Annotated in this window: 18 protein-coding genes; 11 read left to right on the top strand and 7 right to left on the bottom strand. The window is 74.7% G+C overall.

The annotated features are described in order from the left end of the window. Positions 1–129: 129 nt before the first annotated feature. Positions 130–675, bottom strand: a complete 546-nt coding sequence (locus BM142_RS17225; protein ID WP_092201465.1) for a YbhB/YbcL family Raf kinase inhibitor-like protein — start codon at positions 673–675, stop codon at positions 130–132. A gap of 189 nt (positions 676–864) precedes the next feature. On the opposite strand from BM142_RS17225, the gene BM142_RS17220 reads away from it, so the two are divergent. Both BM142_RS17220 and BM142_RS17215 read left to right on the top strand, forming a co-directional pair. After that, positions 865–1611 (top strand): HAD family hydrolase, encoded by a 747-nt coding sequence (locus BM142_RS17220; RefSeq protein WP_092201464.1) that lies wholly within the window; start codon positions 865–867, stop codon positions 1609–1611. Further along, positions 1608–4016 carry a glycoside hydrolase family 65 protein gene (locus BM142_RS17215; protein WP_092201462.1) on the top strand — a complete coding sequence of 803 codons (2409 nt, stop codon included), beginning with the start codon at positions 1608–1610 and terminating at the stop codon, positions 4014–4016. The genes BM142_RS17220 and BM142_RS17215 overlap by 4 nt, the downstream gene beginning before the upstream one ends. Here BM142_RS17215 and BM142_RS17210 read toward each other — a convergent pair. After that, complete coding sequence (locus BM142_RS17210; RefSeq protein WP_217640768.1) at positions 4009–4704, bottom strand: M50 family metallopeptidase; 696 nt, start codon at positions 4702–4704, stop codon at positions 4009–4011. The genes BM142_RS17215 and BM142_RS17210 overlap by 8 nt on opposite strands. A gap of 85 nt (positions 4705–4789) precedes the next feature. On the opposite strand from BM142_RS17210, the gene BM142_RS17205 reads away from it, so the two are divergent. Continuing rightward, a complete protein-coding gene (locus tag BM142_RS17205) occupies positions 4790–5434 on the top strand; it encodes a LysE family translocator (RefSeq protein ID WP_092201460.1) in 645 nt (214 codons plus the stop codon). Positions 5435–5441: 7 nt separating this feature from the next. Here the strand turns inward: BM142_RS17205 and BM142_RS17200 are convergent, their stop codons facing one another. The 3 genes from BM142_RS17200 to BM142_RS17190 are packed head-to-tail and all read right to left on the bottom strand — an operon-like array spanning position 5442 to position 7645. Beyond that, positions 5442–5627 (bottom strand): hypothetical protein, encoded by a 186-nt coding sequence (locus BM142_RS17200; protein ID WP_092201458.1) that lies wholly within the window; start codon positions 5625–5627, stop codon positions 5442–5444. 57 nt (positions 5628–5684) lie between these two features. Then, the gene (locus tag BM142_RS17195) at positions 5685–6365 is read right to left on the bottom strand and encodes a response regulator (RefSeq protein WP_092201580.1); all 681 of its coding nucleotides are present in this window, start codon (positions 6363–6365) and stop codon (positions 5685–5687) included. Continuing rightward, positions 6362–7645 (bottom strand): sensor histidine kinase, encoded by a 1284-nt coding sequence (locus BM142_RS17190; protein WP_217640767.1) that lies wholly within the window; start codon positions 7643–7645, stop codon positions 6362–6364. The genes BM142_RS17195 and BM142_RS17190 overlap by 4 nt, the downstream gene beginning before the upstream one ends. Positions 7646–7784: 139 nt before the next feature. Here BM142_RS17190 and BM142_RS17185 point away from each other — a divergent pair, with 139 nt between their 5' ends. Both BM142_RS17185 and BM142_RS24635 read left to right on the top strand, forming a co-directional pair. Next, positions 7785–8699, top strand: coding sequence for an ATP-binding cassette domain-containing protein (locus BM142_RS17185; RefSeq protein ID WP_092201456.1), 915 nt, complete (start codon positions 7785–7787; stop codon positions 8697–8699). Continuing rightward, complete coding sequence (locus tag BM142_RS24635; RefSeq protein WP_092201454.1) at positions 8696–9478, top strand: hypothetical protein; 783 nt, start codon at positions 8696–8698, stop codon at positions 9476–9478. Before BM142_RS17185 ends, BM142_RS24635 begins: the two co-directional genes overlap by 4 nt. Positions 9479–9519: 41 nt before the next feature. Here BM142_RS24635 and BM142_RS17175 read toward each other — a convergent pair whose 3' ends face one another. Beyond that, positions 9520–9879, bottom strand: coding sequence for a VOC family protein (locus BM142_RS17175; RefSeq protein ID WP_092201452.1), 360 nt, complete (start codon positions 9877–9879; stop codon positions 9520–9522). An 844-nt stretch (positions 9880–10723) separates the two neighbouring features. On the opposite strand from BM142_RS17175, the gene BM142_RS17170 reads away from it, so the two are divergent. Next, positions 10724–10954, top strand: coding sequence for a hypothetical protein (locus BM142_RS17170; protein WP_092201450.1), 231 nt, complete (start codon positions 10724–10726; stop codon positions 10952–10954). A gap of 8 nt (positions 10955–10962) precedes the next feature. Here BM142_RS17170 and BM142_RS17165 read toward each other — a convergent pair whose 3' ends face one another. Then, positions 10963–11370 (bottom strand): hypothetical protein, encoded by a 408-nt coding sequence (locus tag BM142_RS17165; protein ID WP_254791035.1) that lies wholly within the window; start codon positions 11368–11370, stop codon positions 10963–10965. A gap of 89 nt (positions 11371–11459) precedes the next feature. Here BM142_RS17165 and BM142_RS17160 point away from each other — a divergent pair, with 89 nt between their 5' ends. From BM142_RS17160 to BM142_RS17140, 5 genes are all read left to right on the top strand, one after another. After that, a complete protein-coding gene (locus tag BM142_RS17160; RefSeq protein WP_092201576.1) occupies positions 11460–12674 on the top strand; it encodes a MalY/PatB family protein in 1215 nt (404 codons plus the stop codon). A gap of 68 nt (positions 12675–12742) precedes the next feature. Beyond that, positions 12743–13519, top strand: coding sequence for a glycerophosphodiester phosphodiesterase family protein (locus BM142_RS17155; RefSeq protein WP_254791034.1), 777 nt, complete (start codon positions 12743–12745; stop codon positions 13517–13519). Then, a complete protein-coding gene (locus tag BM142_RS17150; protein WP_092201446.1) occupies positions 13516–14418 on the top strand; it encodes a lysophospholipid acyltransferase family protein in 903 nt (300 codons plus the stop codon). Before BM142_RS17155 ends, BM142_RS17150 begins: the two co-directional genes overlap by 4 nt. A 52-nt stretch (positions 14419–14470) precedes the next feature. After that, positions 14471–15832, top strand: a complete 1362-nt coding sequence (locus tag BM142_RS17145; protein WP_092201572.1) for an MFS transporter — start codon at positions 14471–14473, stop codon at positions 15830–15832. After that, complete coding sequence (locus BM142_RS17140; protein WP_092201444.1) at positions 15829–16569, top strand: thymidine kinase; 741 nt, start codon at positions 15829–15831, stop codon at positions 16567–16569. Before BM142_RS17145 ends, BM142_RS17140 begins: the two co-directional genes overlap by 4 nt. Positions 16570–16703 lie beyond the last annotated feature (134 nt).

Raw genomic sequence — 16703 nt, 5'->3', positions numbered from 1 at the left:
GCCGCCCCTCGCGTCGCGTGCGTGGACCGGCCGCCGGCATGGGGATGCCATGCCCCGGGAACCGGCAGATGATTCAGCTTTCACGGAAATCAGGTGTGGCGCTGCTCCATCGTGAGCAACCGACCGCGCTCAGCGTTCCTCGAAGGTCACGATCATCGTGGCCCGGGCCAGCGTGTGGAAGAAGAGGTTGAACCCCAGGACGGCGGGCGTGGTGTCCGCGTCGACGTCGAGGGCGTCGGTGTCCACGGCGTGCACCACGACGAAGTACCGGTGCGGGCCGTGCCCCGCCGGTGGTGCCGCACCGACGTAGCCGGGGAAGCCGGCGTCGTTGCGCAGCTGGAGCGCGCCCTCGGGGAGCCGGGGGGCGTCCTTGTCGCCGGCTCCGCCGGGCAGGTCGGTCACCGAGGCGGGGATGTTCGCGACCGCCCAGTGCCAGAACCCGCTGGCCGTCGGGGCGTCCGGGTCGTACACGGTGACGGCGAAGCTCCGGGTGCCCTCGGGGAACCCGGACCAGCTGAGCTGGGGGGAGCGGTCCTCGCCGCCGGCGCCCATCACGCCGCTGACGTGCGGGGTGGGGAGGACGTCGCCGTCGGCGCAGTCGGTGCTGGTGACGGTGAAGTCCGGGACCTGTGGCAAGTGCGCGTACGGGTCATAGGACAGGGGTCGGTCGGCCATCGCGGGCTCTCCTCTTCTCGGACGGGCTCGGGAGGAACGGGAGGGGAGCGACGGGTGGTGCAGGAGCGCCCCCTGGTCGACCCTAGGCAGGGGGGCGGCACTCCGCTGCCCGACGGTGGACACGATCCGATACGCGACTGCCGCCCGCATGACACGTGGCCGCGCTCTCGCGCCGGTACCGTCGCCGTCGTGCCAGCTCCCGGACCCCTCGGCCTCCCGGACTCCGTCCGCGGCTGCCTCTTCGACCTCGACGGCGTGCTCACCCGGACGGCGACGGTCCACTTCGCCGCCTGGAAGCGCACGTTCGACGAGTTCCTCCAGCGCTACGAACCCGGCCAGCCCGAGTTCAGCCAGCTGGACTACAACGACCACGTCGACGGCCGGCACCGGGCCGACGGCGTCCGCGGGTTCCTCGCCAGCCGCGGGATCGTGCTGCCCGAGGGCACGCCGGGGGACCCGTTCGAGGCGGAGACGGTGCAGGCCATCGCGACGCGCAAGAACGACATGGTGCTGCGGGAGCTGGACGAGCACGGGGTGGAGGTCTACCCGGGCTCGGTCCGCTACCTGCGGGCGGTGAAGGAGGCCGGGATGCCCACGGCCGTGGTGACCGCCTCGGCCAACGGGGAGAAGGTGATCGCCGCCGGTGGGTTCGCCGGGCTGATCGACGTCCGCGTGGACGGCCTGGTCGCCGCGCGGGACGGGCTGCGTGGCAAGCCCGCACCGGACACGTTCCTGGCGGGGGCGCGCCTGCTCGGGCTCGAGCCGCGGGAGGCCGTCGTCTTCGAGGACGCCATCTCCGGGGTCGAGGCCGGCCGGGCCGGGGACTTCGGCTTCGTGGTCGGGGTGGACCGGGTCGGGCAGGCGGAGGCGCTGCGCGCCGCCGGTGCCGACGTCGTGGTCCCCGACCTGGAGCAGCTGATGGGGGAGTCCTCGTGACGGAGGGACGCGCCACCTTCCCGATCGAGCCCTGGTCGCTGACCGAGGTCGGACTCGACCACGCCTCGCTCGGTGTGCACGAGTCCGTCTTCGCCCTGACCAACGGCCACATCGGGATGCGCGGCTCGTTCGAGGAGGGCGAGCCGGTCGTCGTCCCCGGCACGTACCTCAACGGCTTCTTCGAGGAGCGGCCGCTGCCCTACGCGGAGGCCGGCTACGGCTTCCCGGAGCAGGGCCAGACGATGGTCAACGTCACCGACGGCAAGCTGATCCGGCTGCTGGTGAAGGACTCACCGCTGGACCTCGAGTACGGCGAGATCATCGACCACACGCGGACGCTCGACCTGCGGGCGGGTGTGCTGCGCCGGTCGACGGAGTGGCGGTCGCCGGGCGGTCGCACGGTCCGCGTCACCAGCACGCGGCTGGTGTCGCTGGCCCGGCGCTCGATCGCCGCGATCGAGTACAAGGTGGAGCTGACCGACGACCTCGGCGACCTCTACGTCGCGCTGCAGTCGGACCTGCTGGCCAACGAGGACGTACCCACCGAGGACGACGACCCGCGGGCGGCCGCCGCGCTGGCCAAGCCGCTGCGCTCCGAGCTCGCCGTGGGCCGGGGACGGCGGGCCGTGCTGGTGCACCAGACCCGGCGCAGCCGGCTGCGCCTGGCGGCGGGGATGGACCACCTCATCGAGATCCCCGACAGCAGCACCGAGGACATCGAGGCCTCCGCGGACCTGGCCCGCTACACCCTGGCCGCCCGGATCCCGCAGGGCGGCAGCCTGCGGCTGGTCAAGTTCCTCGCCTACGGCTGGTCCTCCCGCCGGTCCAGCGCGGCCCTCCGGGATCAGGTGGAGGCCGCGCTGGCCACCGCAAAGCTGGCCGGCTGGGACCGCCTGGCCCGCGAGCAGCGGGACGTGCTGGACCAGCACTGGGACGAGGCCGACGTCGAGATCGAGGGCGACGACGAGCTGCAGCAGGCGGTGCGCGTCGGCATGTTCCACGTCCTGCAGGCCGGGCTGCGGGCCGAGCGGCAGCCGATCCCCGCGAAGGGGCTGACCGGACCCGGCTACGACGGGCACACGTTCTGGGACACCGAGACCTACGTGCTGCCGGTGCTGACCTACACCGCGCCGCACGCCGTGCGCGACGCGCTGCGGTGGCGGCACTCGACGCTGGACCTCGCCCGCGAGCGGGCCCGCGAACTGGGGCGCAGGGGTGCCGCCTTCCCGTGGCGGACCATCCGCGGCGAGGAGACCTCGGGCTACTGGCCGGCGGGGACGGCGGCCTTCCACATCAACGCCGACATCGCCGACGCCGTGGTCCGCTACCACAACGCCACCCTGGACGAGGACTTCGACCGCGACTTCGGTGCCGAGCTGCTGATCGAGACCGCCCGGCTGTGGGCGTCGCTGGGGCACTTCGACGCCGAGCACGGGTTCCGCATCGACGGGGTCACCGGTCCGGACGAGTACACGGCGGTGGTGGACAACAACGTCTACACGAACCTGATGGCGCAGCGGAACCTGCGGGAGGCCGCCGAGGCGGTGAAGCGCCAGCCCGACGTGGCCGGGCGGCTGGACGTCGCTCCCGAAGAGGTCGACGTCTGGCTGCGGGCCGCCTCGCTGATGGCGGTGCCCTACGACACCCAGCGCGGCGTGCACATGCAGTCCGACGCGTTCACCCACCACGAGGAGTGGGACTTCGCCGGCACGCCGAAGGAGAACTACCCCCTGCTGCTGCACTACCCCTACTTCGAGATCTACCGGAAGCAGGTGGTGAAGCAGGCGGACCTGGTCATGGCGCTGCACCTGCGCGGGGACGCGTTCACCCTCGAGGAGAAGATCGCGAACTTCGCCTACTACGAGGCGCGGACGACGCGGGACTCCTCGCTGTCGGCCAGCCAGCAGGCCGTGGTGGCCGCGGAGACCGGGCACCTGCAGCTGGCCTACGACTACTGGGCCGAGGCGGCGCTCACCGACCTGCAGAACCTGCACCACAACTCCGGGCACGGGCTGCACATCGCGTCGCTGGCCGGGGGCTGGACCGTCGCCGTCGCCGGGTTCGGGGGGATGCGGGACCACAACGGGGAGCTGACCTTCGGACCCCGGCTGCCCGAGCGGATCACCCGGATGCGGTTCCGGGTGGTCTACCGCGGCCGGAAGCTGACGGTGACCGTCACGCACGAGAACGCCACCTACCGGCTGGAGGACGGCGAACCGCTCGACATCCGGCACCACGGCCGGCAGGTGACCGTCGACCACCGCGACCTGGTGCTGGCGATCCCGCCGGCGCCGCAGCCCGACCCGGTCCGTCAGCCGGTCGGCTGCGAACCCCGTCGCCGGTCCCGGCCGGGAGTGCGGCCCGAGCGGCATGCGTCGGCGGAGGACTCCGCCGTCCTCAGGTGAGCAGCCAGCGGGCGCCGAGGAGGAGCGCGCCGACGTCGACCAGCAGGAAGACGCCGACCCAGAGCAACGCCGGGAACGGGGTGAGGCGGGCCAGCTGGTCGGCGTCGGAGTCCGGCGCCCCGCGGCGGCGCCGCTTGGCCTGCAGCTCCCACACCGTCTTCGGGGCGGCCAGGAGCAGGAACCAGGTGGCCACGGCGGCGAAGACCGCCTGACCCTCGGGCGGCAGCCACCAGGTGGCGGCGAAGACGACGGCGCCGGTGACGAGGACCGACCGGAGCCCGTACCAGTTGCGGATCTGCACGAGGAGCAGGGCCAGCAGCGCCCACAGCAGCCCGATCGCGTGCCCCGCGGCCAGCAACGCCGCGGAGCCCAGGCCGAACAGCGCCGGCCCGGTGTAGCCGGCGGCGCAGGTGAGCACCATGCCGAGCCCGGTCGGCCGGCCCGCCGAGACGGTCAGCCCCGAGGTGTCCGAGTGCAGCCGGATGCCCGCCAGCCGGCGGCCGGCGGCGAGGGCGACGACGCCGTGGGCGCCTTCGTGCGCGATGGTCACCACGTGCCGGGCCCGCTGCCACAGCACGGGGGAGAGGACCAGCACCGCCGCCATGCCGGCGGCGAGGAGCAGCAGCTCCGTCCGCAGGTCGGGCGTGACCGCCGTGACCTCGTCCCAGAACCGGCCGACTGCCTCCACACCGGCGAGTCAACCGCACGCACCTGGGTGCGGCGGGGAGGTGGGCGGGTCGACGGCGGCGGAGGGGAGTGCCACCATTCCCGCCGTGGACCTCGCGGTGTCGCTGCCGGCCTTCCTGCTGGCGGTGCTGCTCATCTCCGCCTCGCCCGGGCCGGCGATGGCGCTGATCTTCCGGCGGGCCGCACTGCGCGGGTTGCGGGCCTCGGTGCCGACCGTCCTGGGGCTGGAGGCCGGGATCTACCTCTGGGCGCTGTTCGCCGGCGCCGGTCTCGCTGCCCTGGTGGCCGCGTCGGAGGTGGCCTACCTGGTGCTCCGCGTCGTCGGCGCGGCCGTGCTGCTGGCCCTCGGCGTCCGTGCGCTGCTGGCGGCGTGGCGGGGGCGCCGGGAGCCTGGCCGGGTGCCGACCGTGCCCGCCGTGCCGGGCCGGAGGTCGTGGTGGGCGGCGTTCGGTGAGGGCCTGGTGGTGCAGCTGGCCAACCCGAAGGCGGCCGTCTTCATGATCGCCTTCTATCCGCAGTTCGTGCCGGCCGACGGGCCCGTGTTCGCCACGACCGCCCTGCTGGGGTTGCTGCAGATCAGCATCGAGACCGGGCTCTACCTCGCGCTGGCCGCGGGGGTCGCCCGGGCCGGGGCGTGGTTCCGCCGTCCTCGGATCCGCACCCGGCTGGAGGCGGTCAGCGGCTCCGTCCTGGTGGCGCTGGGCCTGCGGGTCGCGGTGTCCGGCCGCTGACCGGTGCTCAGTTGCCCGGCTTGACGTCCTTGCCGCGTTCCTTCTCGGCGTCGTCGGCCGCGTAGGCCCCGGGGACGGCGCCCGTCCCGTCGTCGCCGGGGGTCGCCGGCCGGTCGATCAGGTCGGCCGGGCCGGGGGAGGGGGTACCGCCCGGCTCGTCGCGTTCGTCGGTGTCGGGGCGCTCCGTCGTCATGGGGAGCCCGCTACCCGTGCCGGCCGGACGTCACGCGTGGGCGTCGGAGCGGGCGGATCAGACCACTCCGGCGTCGTGCACGACCAGCGCCACCTGCACCCGGTTCGTCGCGTCCAGCTTGGTGAGCAGCCGGGAGACGTGCGCCTTGACCGTCGCCACGCTCATGTAGAGCTCGGCGGCGATGTCGGCGTTGGGCAGGCCCCGACCGACCGCCAGCGCCACCTCGTGCTCCCGTTCGCTCAACCGCGACAGGAGGGTCCGGGCCCGGTCCCCGGTGTCGTCCCGGGACGCCGCCGTACCCGCGACGTGGGCCATCAGCCGGCGGGTCACGGTGGGGGAGAGCATCGGTTCACCGTCCGCGACCCGGCGGATCGCCTCGACGATCGCGGCCGGCGGGGTGTCCTTGAGCAGGAAGCCGCTGGCCCCCGCCCGGAGCGCGCTCAGGACGTGGTCGTCGGCGTCGAAGGTGGTCAGCACGATGACCTGCGGCCCGTCGCCGCCGGCCTGCAACCGCTCCGTGGCCGACAGCCCGTCCACGCGCGCCATCCGGATGTCCATGAGGACGACGTCCGGCGCGGCCGCGGCCACGACCGCGGGCACCTCGTCGCCGTCGGTCGCCTCGCCGACCAGGGCGAGACCGGGGGCGCCGCCGAGGACCATCGCCAGCGCCGCGCGGACGAGCGGGTCGTCGTCGACCACGAGCACCCGGACGTCGCCGGGCGCGGCGTCACCGCTCATGCGGTCCTCGCCGGGATCGGCCACGGCAGCCGGGCGCGCAGGCGGAACTCGCCCCCGGGGGTCCAGCCGTGCTCCAGCGTCCCGCCGGCCAGGCTGACCCGCTCGAGAACGCCGACCAGGCCCGTGCCGCTGCCGGGCAGCTCGCCCGCGGGCTCGGCGCCGGTGGGCAGCGGGTTGCGCACCTCCACGGTCAGGCCGCTGCCCGCCGCGCCCTCGACCACGACGTCGGCGACCGCTCCCGGCGCGTGCTTGCGGACGTTGGTCAGCGCCTCCTGGACGACCCGGTACGCCGCGCGCCCGGTGGAGGCAGGCACCGACGCCAGGTCGGGCACGGCGTACCGGGCCCGCACCCGCAGCCCGGCCCCGCGGACCTCCTCGACCAGGGAGGGCAGGTCACCCAGGGTCGGCTGGGGCCGCTCGACCGCACCCGGTCCGGCGGCGGCGCGCAGCACCCCGATCACCTCGCGCAGGTCCTCCAGGGCCTGCCGGGCGCTCGCCCGGACCACCCCCGCCGCCGCGGCCACCTCCGCCGCCGGGGCGTCGGGCCGGAACTCCAGCGCGCCGGCGTGCATGCTCAGCAGGGAGAGGCGGTGCGCCAGGACGTGGTGCATCTCGCGGGCGATCCGGGTGCGCTCCAGCTGCTGCGCCTGCTCCACCCGCAGCCGCTGCTCGTTCTCGGCCCGCACGGCCCGGTCGCGCAGCGACACGACGAGCTGGCGCCGGGCGCGCACGAACATCCCGGACGCGACCACGGCGGCGGTCGCGACGACGCCGATCGCCGCGAACGCCGCGGTGGGGAGCTCCGGATCGGGGCGCAGCTGCAGGTACACGGCGAAGGAGGCCAGGTTCGCGGCCGTCACCGCGGCCACCGGCTGCCACGTGCGGTGCACGGCCACGGTGAACAGCGAGATCAGCACGGCGAAGCCGGCCATGTCCGAGAACGCGCCCGGTACGACCAGCACCAGGGCGATCGCCAGAGGCCAGCGCCGCCGGCCCCAGAGCAGCAGGCAGGCCAGCGAGCCGGCGACCAGGTCGAGCAGGAGCAGTCCGTCGGGGGGCGGCTCGGCACGGTCGGCGGCCTCGGCGAAGGCCAGCAGGCCGGCCACGACGGCGATCAGGAACAGCGAGACGTCGACGACCCAGTCCCGCACCGAGCGGCGCACCCGGTGGTGCTCGCCGGTACCGGGGGAGAGGGAGTCGGCCAGCAGGAGGGCCGGCACGAACGAGGGGTGGTCCACGCCCGTGGGGCGGGGCGCTGCCTCGCCGATCGCCGTGCGCACCGGCCCAGGCTAGTGGCGGGAGGCGCGGTTCCGGCACCGACGAAGGTCGACGTCCCTCCCGGGAGGGACCGACCGAAGTCGCACCGGTGCCGACCGGCGGCGGACGCGGGGAGGCGGCGCGCGCGGACAGGGTGGGCTCGTGATCACCATCGAGCACCTCACCCGGAGGTACGGCAGCCAGCTCGCCGTCTCCGATGTCTCCTTCTCCTGCCCGCCCGGCACGGTCACCGGGTTCCTGGGTCCCAACGGCGCCGGCAAGAGCACCACCATGCGGGTGCTGTGCGGGCTGGCCGAACCGACCAGCGGGACCGCCACGATCGCGGGTCGCCGCTACCGCGACCTGCCCAACGCCGGGCGGCACGTGGGCGTGCTGCTCGACGCCGGCGCCCAGCACGCCGGACGCACCGGCCGGGAGACCCTCGCACTGGCGGCGATGGTCCTCGGCGTGCCGCGGAAGCGGGTGGACGACGTGCTCGAGCAGGTGGGCCTGGCCGGCCCGGCCGCCGGCAAGCGGGTCGGCAACTACTCCCTCGGCATGCGGCAGCGGCTCGGCATCGCCGCCGCCCTGCTCGGGGATCCCCAGGTCCTGGTGCTGGACGAGCCGGCCAACGGCCTCGATCCCGACGGCATCCGCTGGATGCGCGGGCTGCTGAGCGGCTTCGCCGACCGCGGCGGCACCGTGCTCCTGTCCTCGCACCTGCTGCACGAGGTGGAGGCGGTCGCCGACCGGCTGGTCGTCATCGCCGCCGGGCGGGTGGTGGCCGCCGCCGGCAAGGACGAGCTGCTGGCCGGCACCGGCACGGTGGTGCGCGCCCGCGACGGCGCGGCCCTCGGCCGGGCCCTCGTCGCGGCCGGGATCGCCGCGGAGCCGGCCGACGACGGTGCGCTGCTGGCCGGCACCGACGCGGAGGCCGTCGGCCTGGCCGCCGCCCGTGCCGGCGTGCCGCTCCTCGAGCTGCGTGCCGCCTCCGGCGCCGGGCTGGAAGAGCTGTTCCGCACCCTCACCCAGGGCGGCGACCCCGCCGTTCCGCACCTCCAGGAGGCCCGCGCATGACCGCGCCCACCCTGCCCGCCGCCGACCGGCTGCCCGACGTCCCGGCCCCGGGGCTGGGCACCCTGGTGCGGGTCGAGCTGCGCAAGTCCGCCGACACCCGGGCCGGCTTCTGGCTGCTCGTGAGCCTCGGCGTGCTGGCGCTGGCCGCGCCGGCCCTGATCCTGTTCTTCGCCGACCCGCCGGACAAGGCGCTGTCGGAGTACGTCGCCGTCGCCCAGCTGCCGGTGGCCCTGCTGCTGCCGGTCCTGGGCATCCTGCTGGTCACCAGCGAGTGGTCGCAGCGGACCGCGCTGAGCACCTTCGCCCTGGTTCCGCAGCGGTCCCGCGTCCTCCTGGCCAAACTGCTCGCGGCCGTGGTCCTCGGGGGGCTGGGCGTCGTCGCCACCCTCCTGTCCGGCGTCCTGGCGGTGGCGCTGACCCCGGTGCTCACCGCCGACCCGGCCTCGTGGTCCCTGGAGCCGGCCCAGGTGGCCCAGACCGCGCTGGCCCAGGTGCTGGTGGTCCTCGTCGGTGTCGCGTTCGGTCTGCTGCTGCTGAGCTCGCCGCTGGCGATCGTCGTCTACTTCGCGCTGCCGACGGCGTTCACCGTGCTGGTGAGCACCGTGGCGTCGCTGGACTGGCTCCGTGACTGGTGGGACCTGACGACGACGACCGGCCCGATGTACAGCGGTGACCTCCAGGGGGAGGGGTGGGCGCAGGTCGGCACGTCGACGCTGCTCTGGCTGGTCGTCCCCCTGGTGGCCGGGTGGATCCGGGTGCAGCGCAGCGAGATCGCCTGAGCCGGGGTGGCCGTCGCTCCAGGGGCGGCCACCCCGGTCCGTCACAGCTGCTGGGTCAGGTTGAGCGCGTTGCCATCCGGATCGGCGACGTGCGCCACGCGCTGGCCCCACGGCATGTCGTTGCTGCCCGCGCCGGCGTCGCCGCCGAGCCCGGGAACGCGGGGGAGGAGGGCGTCGACGTCGGGCACCTCGATGCTGAGCACCACGCGGGTCGGCGTGCCCGGGGAGACCTCGCCGTTCGCCACGAGGCCCAGGTGCGAGTCGCCGATCCGCAGGCCGACGAAGAACGTCGGTCCGTCGTCCGGGTAGCGCTCCGCGACCGTGGCGCCGAGCAGCCCGGTGTAGAAGGCGGTGAGCCGGTCGAGGTCGGGGGTGGCGATGATCGGTGAGACGGTGGGCACGGTCGCTCCTTCCGGGAGGTTCGCAGACGATGACCGGCGTCCGGCCGGCAACTCATCGCCGGATGCGTCACTGTGACGGAACTACGGGCGAGGACCGGGCCGGGTCGGGGTCGGCCTGTCCGGATTCCGGAGGTGTCCCGGGTCGTCGTCCTGGGCGGCGCCCGCGTGGTGACAGGGTGGCCGCGAGGGACCGGCGCCTCGGACCGTCGGCGGCGGGCCGACGACACGGGTCGGTGCGGAGCAGTCGCCGGCGTCGGCGAGCCCGCGGGGCGACACGCGGATCGTGCGATGCGGATCGTGCAATGCGGATCGGTGAGACGCGGATCGGTGGCGGGGAGCGATGTCCGGCCGGAGCGGGCGGGGTCGCTCCGACTAGTTGACATAATGTGCATTATCGGCGCAGCGTCCGAGTGGTCGGAAGGGGTGTCGATCGGGATGATCCTGCCCGCCGTGCACTCGTCGGGCGCCCGCTCCTGACCGTCGCGTTGCCCTGGGCGGCGCTGCGGCGACCCGGTCGCCCGTCGCCGCGTCGCCGTGGTGCTCCTGGTCGCCCTCGGACCGGGCCGTGCCGCCTCGGCGACTGCCTGGCCCGCGCACCGACGCGACCCGGCCGGGCTGTCCCGTCGACTCCCCCGCGACGTGCCCGTCCTCCGGAGATGATCATGAAGCCTGCAGGTCGGCCGTGCCGATCCATGTCGCCGGCGCCCTCCGGACGGTCCGGCGATCGCTCGACGTCCCCCCTCCCGGTCCACCTACCCCGGGTTGATTCCGTCACGGTGACGTAATCCACCTGGGTAGGCCGCCTCGACGGGCACGAACGGCCGGGTCTTCGTAGGGTCGGGTCATGCAGATCCGACGTCCGATCGCCGCCCTCGTCACCGCCCTGGCGCTGTTCGGGGGTGGCGCCACGATGACCGGGTGCCAGGCGGCCGGTCAGGACCAGAACGACGGCACCACGGACGAAGAGGTGGACGAGCTGGAGCCGGAGGAGGCCGACCGGGAGAACCTGCCGGACAACAGCAATCCGGAGCCGGAGGACGCGGGCGACGACGGCGACACCCAGGACCCGGACTGAGCCGGCGGTCAGCCCGAGCGCTCGGTGACCCAGAGTCGGTCCAGGCGGCCGGTGGAGCGGATCAGCTCGGCCAGCTGGCGTTCGAGCTCCGCCTTGGTCGGCTTCTCGGCCAGCAGCGTCTGCGCGTCCTCCAGGGCGCAGCGCAACTGGTAGAGCCGGTCCTGCAGCCCGTCGAGCTCGTTGCGCGAGACGAGGACGACGTCACCGGGCAGCCCGGCCTTGGCGGTCGCCGACCGCTGCTCGTAGGCGCGCTGCCGGCACGCCTGGCCGCAGTACAGCCGAGGTCGGCCGACCGACCCCTGCGAGGGCAGCACCCGGCGGCACCAGCCGCAGCGACGCGGCTCCTCGCTCCCCCGGTTCGGGGACGCCGTCACGGGGAGCTCTGCCGTGCTGCCGGCCGCGTGTCGTTGTGCCACGCCTGCGCACGGTAGACGCCCGGGGTGACAGCGTCCGCCGAACACGCCAGGAAGCCACCGTGCCGGACACCGGGGACGGAGAGGACGCCATGACCGAGCGGGCCGAGGACGGAGGACCCGTGGGCGCCGGTGCGGCCGCGTTCGACGCCGCCTCGTTCGACCGGGTGTCGGAGGAGGCCCTGCGCGGTGCGGGCAGCCTGAAGTGGACGCGGTACGGCCCGGCCATCGGCGCGTTCGTCGCCGAGATGGACGTCGGCACCGCCCCGGCCGTCACCGCGGCCCTGCACGAGGCGGTGGAGCACGGCCGGCTGGGCTACCTCACCCCGGAGGCGGCCGCCGACATGGCCCGCGCCTGCGCGGACTGGCAGCGGCGCCGGTACGGCTGGGAGGTGCCCGCCGAGCGGATCACGCCGCTGGCCGACGTCGTCGCCGGCCTGCAGGTCGCCATCGAGCGCTTCACGCCCCCCGGCAGCGCCGTGGTGCTGCCCACCCCGGCCTACATGCCGTTCCGGGCCGTGCCGGGGCTGCTCGGCCGAGAGCTCGTCGAGGTGCCCATGGTCGAGCGGAACGGCCGGGCCGGCTACGACCTGGACGGGATCGCCCGTGCGTTCGACGGCGGCGCGCGGCTGCTCGTCCACGTCAACCCGCACAACCCGACCGGGCGCGTGTTCACCGCCGAGGAGCAGCTGGACCTGGCGGCGGTGGTGGACGCCGCCGGGGCCCGGGTCTTCTCCGACGAGATCCACGCGCCCCTGGTGCTCCCCGGTGCGGTGCACCGCCCGTACGCGTCCCTCTCCCCGGTCACCGCCGGGCACGCCGTGACCGCGACGTCGGCCTCGAAGGCCTGGAATCTGCCCGGCCTCAAGGCCGCCCAGCTGATCCTCGGCAACCCCGAGGACGCCGCGGCGTGGGAGCGGGTGGGCTGGCTGCACACCCACGGCGCCTCCACCCCCGGAGTGCTGGCCGGCACGGCGGCCTACGACGCCGGCGGCGACTGGCTGGACGGCGTCCTCGCGTACCTGGACGGGAACCGGGCGCACCTGGCCGCACTGCTGGCCGAGCACCTGCCCGACGTGCGCTGGACCCCGCCCGAGGGCACCTACCTCGCCTGGCTGGACTGCCGCGCGCTGGGCCTGCCGGTGTCGTCCGGAGAGTTCTTCCTCGACCGCGCGGGGGTCGCCCTGGTCGACGGGCCGGAGTGCGGTGCCCCCGGGACCGGCCACGTCCGGCTCAACTTCGCCACCCCGCGGCCGGTCCTGACGACGATCGTGCGCCGCATGGCCGACGCCGTCCGGACCGGCTGACGCGGGTGGCCGAGGGAGCCTCCGGGCCGTCGCCGGGCCCCGCCGCCCCGGGCACTAGCGTGGGCGCCGTGCCCGCCGTGCATCACGCCTTCCTCGACGGGCCGACCCCGTTGGCCATGGCGCACCGCGGCGGTGCGATCGAGCACCTCGAGAACACGATGCCCGCCTTCCAGGCGTGCGTGGACCTCGGCTACCGCTACCTGGAGACCGACGTCCGCGTCACCGCCGACGGCGTCCTGGCCGTGTTCCACGACGCCACCCTGGAGCGCGTCACCGACCGCACCGGACGGGTGGAGAGCCTGCCGTGGTCGGAGGTGTCGCAGGCCCGCATCGGGGGTCGGGAGCCGGTCCTGCGCCTGGAGGATCTCCTGGGCGCGTGGCCCGACGTGCGGTTCAACCTCGACATCAAGGCCGCCGGCGTGCTGGCCCCGCTGGTGCGCACGGTCCGGCGCCTGGGCGTCGAGGACCGCATCTGCCTCGGCTCCTTCTCCGACGCCCGCATCGCCGCGGCCCGCCGGCTGTTCGGCCCGTCGGTGTGCACCTCCCTGGGGCCCCGCGGCGTGGCCGCCCTGCGGCTGTCGTCCTACTCGCCCAAGGCGGCCGGGCTGGTCCGGATCCAGGCCGGGTGCGCCCAGGTGCCGCTGCAGCTGGGCGGTCGCGCGCTGGTCGACGAGCGCTTCCTCGCCGCCGCCCACGCGCGCGGGCTGCAGGTGCACGTCTGGACCGTCGACACCGAGGCGGAGGCCACCCGCATGCTGGACCTGGGGGTCGACGGCATCATGACCGACCGCCCGGCGATGATGCGCGAGCTCCTGGAGAAGCGCGGCCAGTGGTACCCCCGATGAGCCGGGGCGCACGGCTGCGCGCCCGGCTCCGCACGTGGCATCCCCGCCCGCCGGCGCTGCCGGAGGACCTCGCACAGCTCCTCCGGCCCGAGGACCCGGAGTGGTTCGCCCGCGAGCTGGCGATCGCGGCCGCCCCGCCCTGGTGGGTCTGGCGGTTCCTGCTGCGCAACTTCTCCTGGCTGGTGGGCCTCTTCGGGCGGGTCGAGGTCACCGGCGGCATCCCGGAGGAGCTGCGGGACGGTCCGCTGCTGCTGGCCGCCAACCACATCGGCGACTTCGACCCGGTCGTCGTGGCCGTCGCCCTCCACCGGGCGGGCGTGGTCCCCCGCATCATGGCCACCGGGGGCATCCTGTCCGCCCCGGTGGCCGGCCCGCTGCTGGAGCGGGCCGGAGCGATCCGGGTGGAGCGCGGCACGGAGCTGGCCAGGCACGCGGTGCGGGTCACCGAGGTCGCCCTCGTCTCCGGCGGGCACGTCGTCGCCTACCCGGAGGGCCGGGTGGGGCTGACCGCCGACGGCTGGCCCGAGCGGGGCCGTACCGGCATGGCCCGCCTGGCCCTCGGCCTCGGCGTCCCGGTCCTCCCGGTCAGCCAGTGGGGGGCGCACGAGGTGCTGCAGTACGGCAACGACTGGGGCAAGCTGCGCACCGCCGCCCGCGCGGTGGTGCGCCGCCCGGCCCTGCGGGTGCACGTCGGCCCGCCGGTGCGGCTCGACGACCTGCGGATGGGCCGCGTCGGTGACGCCAACCGGGCCCGCTACCGGATCGCCGCGGCCATCACCCGGGGGCTGGTCCCCCTGCGCGCCGCCGAGCGCGACCGGCCGGCCTTCCTCGACCCCACCCGGCCGACCACCGTCGTCGCCGCGTACCCCGGTGGTGTGGTTCCCGGGGACATTCCGTGACGGGCACGGTCCGGTGCTGGACCGGCCGTGCGGCGGCTGGCAGCCTGCGCCGGTGACGACGAACGCGCCCGCTGCGGGCGTCGGGCCCCAGCTGCCCCCGGCCGATCCTGCGCTCAAGCGGGAGCGCTTCGGCTGGTACTCCTACGACTGGGCCATGTCGGTCTTCAACACCTCGGTGACGACCGTCTTCCTCGGCCCGTACCTGACCGCCATCGCGCGGGACGCCGCCGGTCCCGACGAGCGGCTCTCCTTCCTCGGCCTGTCGATCGCGGCCGGCAGCTGGTTCTCCTACGTGCTCTCGGCCTCGGTCGTCCTGCAGGTACTCGTGCTCCCCCTGACCGGCGCCGTCGCCGACCGCACCGGCCGCAAGCGGGAGATGCTCGCCGGTTTCGCGATCCTGGGGGCGATCGCGACCACCGCGCTGTTCTTCGCCGGTGACGGCCGGTGGCTCCTGGGCGCCGTCCTGTTCGTCCTGGCCAACATCAGCTTCGGCGCGGCGACGGTCGTGTACTACTCGTGGCTGCCCGACCTGGCCGGCCCCGACGAGCGCGACGCCGTCTCCAGCAAGGGCTGGGCGTTCGGCTACGTCGGCGGGGCGCTGCTGCTCGCCGTCCACCTCGGCCTCGTCGTGGCCGCTGAGGACCTCGGCCTGACCACCGGCGAGGCGGTGCGCATCTGCCTGGCCACCGCGGGCCTGTGGTGGGGCGCGTTCACGCTGTTCTCGGTGTCCCGGCTGCGCAACCGCCCGGTGGCGGCCTCCGCGGTGCGTTCGGGAAGCAGCTTCCGCCAGCTCGCCACGACGTTCCGGGAGATGCGGGCCTTCCCGCTGACGCTGTGGTTCCTCGGGGCCTACCTGCTGTTCAACGACGGCGTGCAGACGGTCATCTCCTTGTCGGCGACGTACGCCACCGAGGAGCTCGACCTGGCGCAGGACGTGCTGACCGGCGCGATCCTCATGGTCCAGGTGGTGGCCGTCTTCGGGGCCCTGGGACTGGGCCGGATGGCCGGCCGATACGGGGCCAAGCGGGTCGTGCTGGGCGCGCTGGTGGCCTGGATCGGCGTGCTGTTCGCGGCCTTCTTCCTGCAGACCGGCGCGGTCGCGCAGTTCTACGCCCTGGCCGCGGTCATCGGCCTCGTGCAGGGCGGCACCCAGGCGCTCTCCCGGTCGCTGTTCAGCCAGCTCATCCCGGCGGGCAAGGAGGCCGAGTACTACGGCTTCTACGAGATCAGCGACCGCGGGACCAGCTGGCTGGGTCCCCTGGCCTTCGGGCTGACCTACCAGCTCACCGGCTCCTACCGGCTGGCCATCGTCAGCCTGGTGATCTTCTTCGTGGGCGGCTTCGTCGCCCTGGCCGCCCTCCCGATGCGGCGCGCGGTCCTCGCCGCCGGCAACACGCCTCCGGAACGCCTGTGACCCTCGATCCCGACCTCTCCCCCGTCGTCCCCGGGCTGTCGTCCGTACCCGCCTCCGGTGACCGTCGTCGCCACCCGGCGCCGGCCCACCTGCACTTCTTCCACGGGCCGATGGACTGCGGGAAGTCGACCCTGGCGCTGCAGGTCGACCACAACCAGCGCCGGCAGGGCCGCCACGGCCTCCTGATCACCCAGGGCGACCGGTCCGCGGCCCCGCGGATCAGCTCACGGGTGGGCCTGGCCCGGGAGGCGACCGAGGTGGACGCCGCCACCGACCTCCGCGCGCTCGTGCGGGACCGCTGGGCCGGCGGGTCCCGGGTCGACTACCTGATCGCCGACGAGGCCCAGTTCCTCACCGGCCCGCAGGTCGACCAGCTCGCCGGCCTCGTCGACGACTGGCACGTGGACGTCTACGCGTTCGGCCTGACGACCGACTTCCGCACCCGCCTCTTCCCCGGCACCCAGCGGCTGCTGGAGCTCGCCGACGACGTGCAGCGCGTCCAGGTCGAGGTGCTCTGCTGGTGCGGCCTGCCCGGGCTGCTGAACGCCCGGGTCGTGGACGGTGCGATGGTCCGCTCCGGGGAGACCGTCGTGGTGGCGGACACCGTGCCCGCCGGGCTGCCCGGGCAGCCCACCGACTCCCCCGTCGTCCGCTACCAGGTGCTGTGCCGGCGGCACTACGTGCGCGGCGAGCTCGGCCCCACGCCGGCCGGGCCGGGGCAGCTCGCCCTCCCCTGAGCCGTGCGCTCACCCCTCCGGGGGGCACCGCGCCCGCCGTTCTGACCCCATGCGATGATGGACAACTGATTCGGCGGAATCCTTCCGCGTTTTCTGTCGTTCATCTCTGTGACTCCCCGGTTCGTGGGTATGCC

This window comes from Blastococcus tunisiensis (assembly GCF_900112815.1).
Classification (GTDB): Bacteria; Actinomycetota; Actinomycetes; order Mycobacteriales; family Geodermatophilaceae; genus Blastococcus_B; species Blastococcus_B tunisiensis.
This window is presented reverse-complemented; position numbering and strand designations above follow the sequence as displayed.